The sequence below is a fragment of the Micromonospora maritima genome (assembly GCF_902825405.1).
GTDB lineage: Bacteria > Actinomycetota > Actinomycetes > Mycobacteriales > Micromonosporaceae > Micromonospora > Micromonospora maritima.
Genome location: NZ_CADEAU010000499.1, coordinates 1 through 3,782 on the forward strand (window position 1 = coordinate 1; position 3,782 = coordinate 3,782).

A 3,782-nucleotide genomic window follows, 5' to 3' on the forward strand; every position below is an offset into this window, starting at 1 on the left:
CACGCGGGACCGGCCGCCGGCCGGTGGGTGAGCGGGCGTCAGCGCCGCCGGACCAGTTCGGGCGACTCGCTCTCCAGCGGCACCGCGTTTGCCGGCACCAGTCCGAGCTGCACGGCGGGCCGGGGCAGCGTCGCGTCGAGCGCCCAGTCCGCGGCCACCCGGGGGCGGTTGCCCGGCATGGCCAGCAGATGGTAGCCGCGGGTGACCGCCTTGGCCGGCAGCCCGGACAGCGGCACGTGCAGCGGGTTCGCGGCCGCGTCCTTGCCGCCCAGGTCCACCACCCAGCCCAGGTCGTGGTGCTTGTAGGACTTGCGGGTGCCCTGCCCGTACGAGGCGGCGATGTTGTGCGCGGCCAGCTTGCCCTGCCGCTGGGCGTGCTGCGCGGTCATCGCGCAGACCTGGCCGGGCCGGGTCGGGTCGGGCACCGCCGCGGCGTCGCCGCAGGCGAACACCTCCGGGTAGCCGGGGACGTTGAGGTACTCGTCGACCACCAGCCGGCCCTTCTCGGTCCGCAGCCCCAGCTCGGCCACGAACGGGTCGGGGCGCACCCCGACGCACCAGACGAGGCTGCACGTCGGCACGTACTCGCCGTCGGTGAGCATCACCCCGTCCGGGGTGGCCTCGGCGACGGAGGTGCCCATCCGCACGTCCACGCCGCGGCGGCGCAGCACCCGGTCCGCGGTGACGGACATCCGCCGGTCCAGCTCGGGCAGGACCCGGGGGGCGACGTCCAGCAGCATCCAGCGCGGGCGAACCTTCAGGTGCGGGCGCTGGGCCAGCAGCCGGTCGGTGAACAGCTGTCCGTGGGCGGCGACCTCGGTGCCGGTGTAGCCGGCGCCGACCACCACGAACGTGGTACGGGCGCGCTGCTCGGCCGGGTCGTCGGTCAGCTCGGCCAGCTCGACCTGCCGGACCACGTGGTCGTGCAGGTAGAGCGCCTCGGGCAGACCACGGAAGCCGTGCGCGTACTCGGTCACCCCGGGGATGGGCAGCAGCTTGTTGACGCTGCCCACGGAGAGGATCAGCCGGTCGTACGCGAGCTGGCCGTGGTCGCCCTCGGCGGAGCGGTAGCCGACCCAGCGGTTCTGCAGGTCCACCCGGTCGGCCTCGCCGACCACCACCCGGACGCCGTCGAGCGTGCCGGCCAGCGGCACCGAGATCCGGGTCGGCTCGACCACCCCGGCCGCGACCTCGGGCAGCAGCGGCAGATAGAGGAAGTAGTCGGTCGTGTTCAGCAGGACGATCTCGGCCCGGTCGCGGGCCAGCCGGCGCAACGTCTTGGCCGCGTGGTATCCGGCGAACCCGGCCCCCACGATCACCACACGTGGTTTCGTCATGCCTGCTGCCGTTCCCGGGCAGGGGCACGACAAACGTCGACCGCTCAGCCCGGCGTGTGCCGGACGCGGGCCTGCCGGCCCCGCGCGTCCACGGTCCAGCGCCGGCCGTGGGCGAGCACCCGGTCGACCCGGATGCCGCCGATCTCGGGCGGGACGTCCGGGTCGACCACCAGTCGCCCGTCCACCACGTCCGCCCCCAGCATGGACCGGACGAGGGTGGCCGGGACGGTGGTGGCCCAGGCCTGCGGGCTGCACGCCGTGGGGTACGGCACGGCGACCCCGGTCCGGTGCCGGTAGAACCCGCCCAGCGCCTCAGGCAACCGGTGGTCGAACTCCGCCGCCGCGTCGAGGAGGGCGAGCGAGAGCCGGTTGGCCTCGGCGCGGTAGCCGTAGCGGGTGAGACCCAGCACGGCGATGGCGTTGTCGTGCGGCCAGACCGTGCCGAGGTGGTAGCCGAGCGGGTTGTAGGCGACGTCGTCGCGGGACAGTGTCCGGATGCCCCAGCCGGAGAACATCGCCGGGGAGAACAGTTGCGCCACCACCCGGTCGGCGCGCTCGGGTGGCACGATGCCGCTCCACAGCAGGTGCCCCAGCGTGGAGGTGAGCGAGTCCACCCGCTGCTTGTCGCCGTCGAGGGCCACGGCGTAGTAGCCGCCCCGCTCGTCGATCCAGAAGTCGCGGTTGAACCGCTCGTACAGCTGCTCGGCGTCGGCGCGCAACCGCCGGGCGAGCGCGTGGTCGGCGAGCGGCCCGTCGGCCAGTTCGGCCAGTCGCATCTTGGCGTCGTAGGTGTATCCCTGGATGTCGCTGGTGGCCAGCGGCAGCACCGGGATCCTCCCGTCGGCGAAGCGCACCCCGTCGGGTGAGTCCCGCCAGCACTGGTTGCCCAGCCCCGCCACCGACCGGGTCGCGTACTCGACGTAGCCGTCACCGTCGCGGTCGCCGTACCTGTCGATCCAGTCGAGCGCGGCCATCGCGTTCGGCCGCAGGCCGCGGACCAGGTCGTCGTCGCCGGTCCACCGCCAGTACTCGGAGAGCAGGACGAGCCACAACTGGGTGGCGTCGGCGGTGCCGTAGTACGGGCTGTACGGCTTGCGCCCCTGGCGGGTCAGCTCCCCGCGGCGTACCTCGTGCAGGATCTTCCCGGGCTCCTCGTCGGTGAAGTCGTGGCACCGCCGGCCCTGCGCCCGGGCCAGCGCGAGCAGCGTGCCGCGGGCCAGGTGCGGGCCGCCGCTGATGGTCTGGAAGGCGGAGAGGAGCGTGTCCCGGCCGAACAGGCTGAGGAACCAGGGTGCGCCGGCCGCCGGGAGGATGACCTGCTCGCCGCAGACCTCGATGTCCAACCGCAGCGCGCCCAGGTCGGCCAGCGACCGGTCGACCGCCCGTTGCAGATCGTCGTTGTCGCTGGTCAGGCTGACCCCGGTGGCCAGCCACTCGCGGATCGGGTCGGTGGTGCGGCCGTGCAACAGGTCGTCGACGTCGGCGCGCGACGCGTCTGCCGGCTCCCGGTCCGGCGCCAGCGGCACCCGCAGGTCGAGCCGCCATTCCTGCAACGCGCCCAGCTCGACCTCCCAGACCAGCTCGGTGCCGTCGATCCGCTGGGCCGGCGGGTCGGCGCACACCCGGGTCGCGGCGTGGAAACCGTCCCGGGCGTACGTCAGGCTCAGCTCCGTTCCGTCGGCCGCGGCGTCCCGGCGGATCCACGGGGACCTGTCGGCCACCTCGGACTTGATCTCGAACAGGTCGGCGAAGTCGTTCTCCACGGCCAGCCGCAGTTCCAGCCGGACCGGCTCGGTGCGGTAGGACTGCAGCTCGATCCGCTCGGTCAGCGCGTCGCCGAGGTGACGGACGCGCCGCACCGCGACCGCGTCGGCGGGCAGGTCGGCGGCGGTGGCGGCGTTGCTGAGCACGAACTGGGCCAGGTCGTGCGCCATCGGCGTCGACCGGAGCGCGAGCAGGGGGCGGCCGTTGAGCCGCATCTCCCAGCGGCTGACCAGCCGGGTGTCCTGGTGCACCAGACCCCCGATGCTGCCGGATGGCACGTCGCCGACCGGATTCGAGTACATGAACGCCGAACCGCGGACGACGGCGATCGCGTCCGGGCCCAGCTCCGGCGGGACCGCCCGCGCCTCGCCCTGCGGTCCGGCGTCCTCGCGGACGTGCGGCATCGGGTCCACCGGCGTCGGTCGCGCAGTTGCCATGCTCCCGACGGTAGGTGTCGGTTCCGGCGGCCGACCTCACCCGGATCGGACGAGATCCGCGGTCCCGACCCGGAACATATAGACACTGCTGTATTGATAGGGGCAGGATGCGGTGATGAGCAGTCGATCCGGACACCAGGAGCCCACCGGCCCCAGCCGGCGTACCTTCCTCACCGCCTCGGCCGCGGCCACCGCCGCCGTCGTCGCCACCCCGCTCACCGCCGCCCCGGCGGCCGCCGCCGGG

The 3,782-nt window shown here is 73.7% G+C and carries 3 protein-coding genes; 1 reads left to right on the forward strand and 2 read right to left on the reverse strand.

From position 1 onward, the window contains the following. Positions 1-38 precede the first annotated feature (38 nt). A complete protein-coding gene (locus HUW36_RS27825) occupies positions 39-1,337 on the reverse strand; it encodes an NAD(P)/FAD-dependent oxidoreductase (RefSeq protein WP_174530848.1) in 1,299 nt (432 codons plus the stop codon). Between the two features lie 44 nt (positions 1,338-1,381). Beyond that, positions 1,382-3,538 (reverse strand): amylo-alpha-1,6-glucosidase, encoded by a 2,157-nt coding sequence (locus tag HUW36_RS27830; RefSeq protein ID WP_174530849.1) that lies wholly within the window; start codon positions 3,536-3,538, stop codon positions 1,382-1,384. A 115-nt stretch (positions 3,539-3,653) separates the two neighbouring features. On the opposite strand from HUW36_RS27830, the gene HUW36_RS35305 reads away from it, so the two are divergent. Further along, positions 3,654-3,782, forward strand: a 129-nt coding sequence (locus HUW36_RS35305) for a twin-arginine translocation signal domain-containing protein (protein WP_425487272.1), incomplete at its 3' end; no start/stop codon positions are given.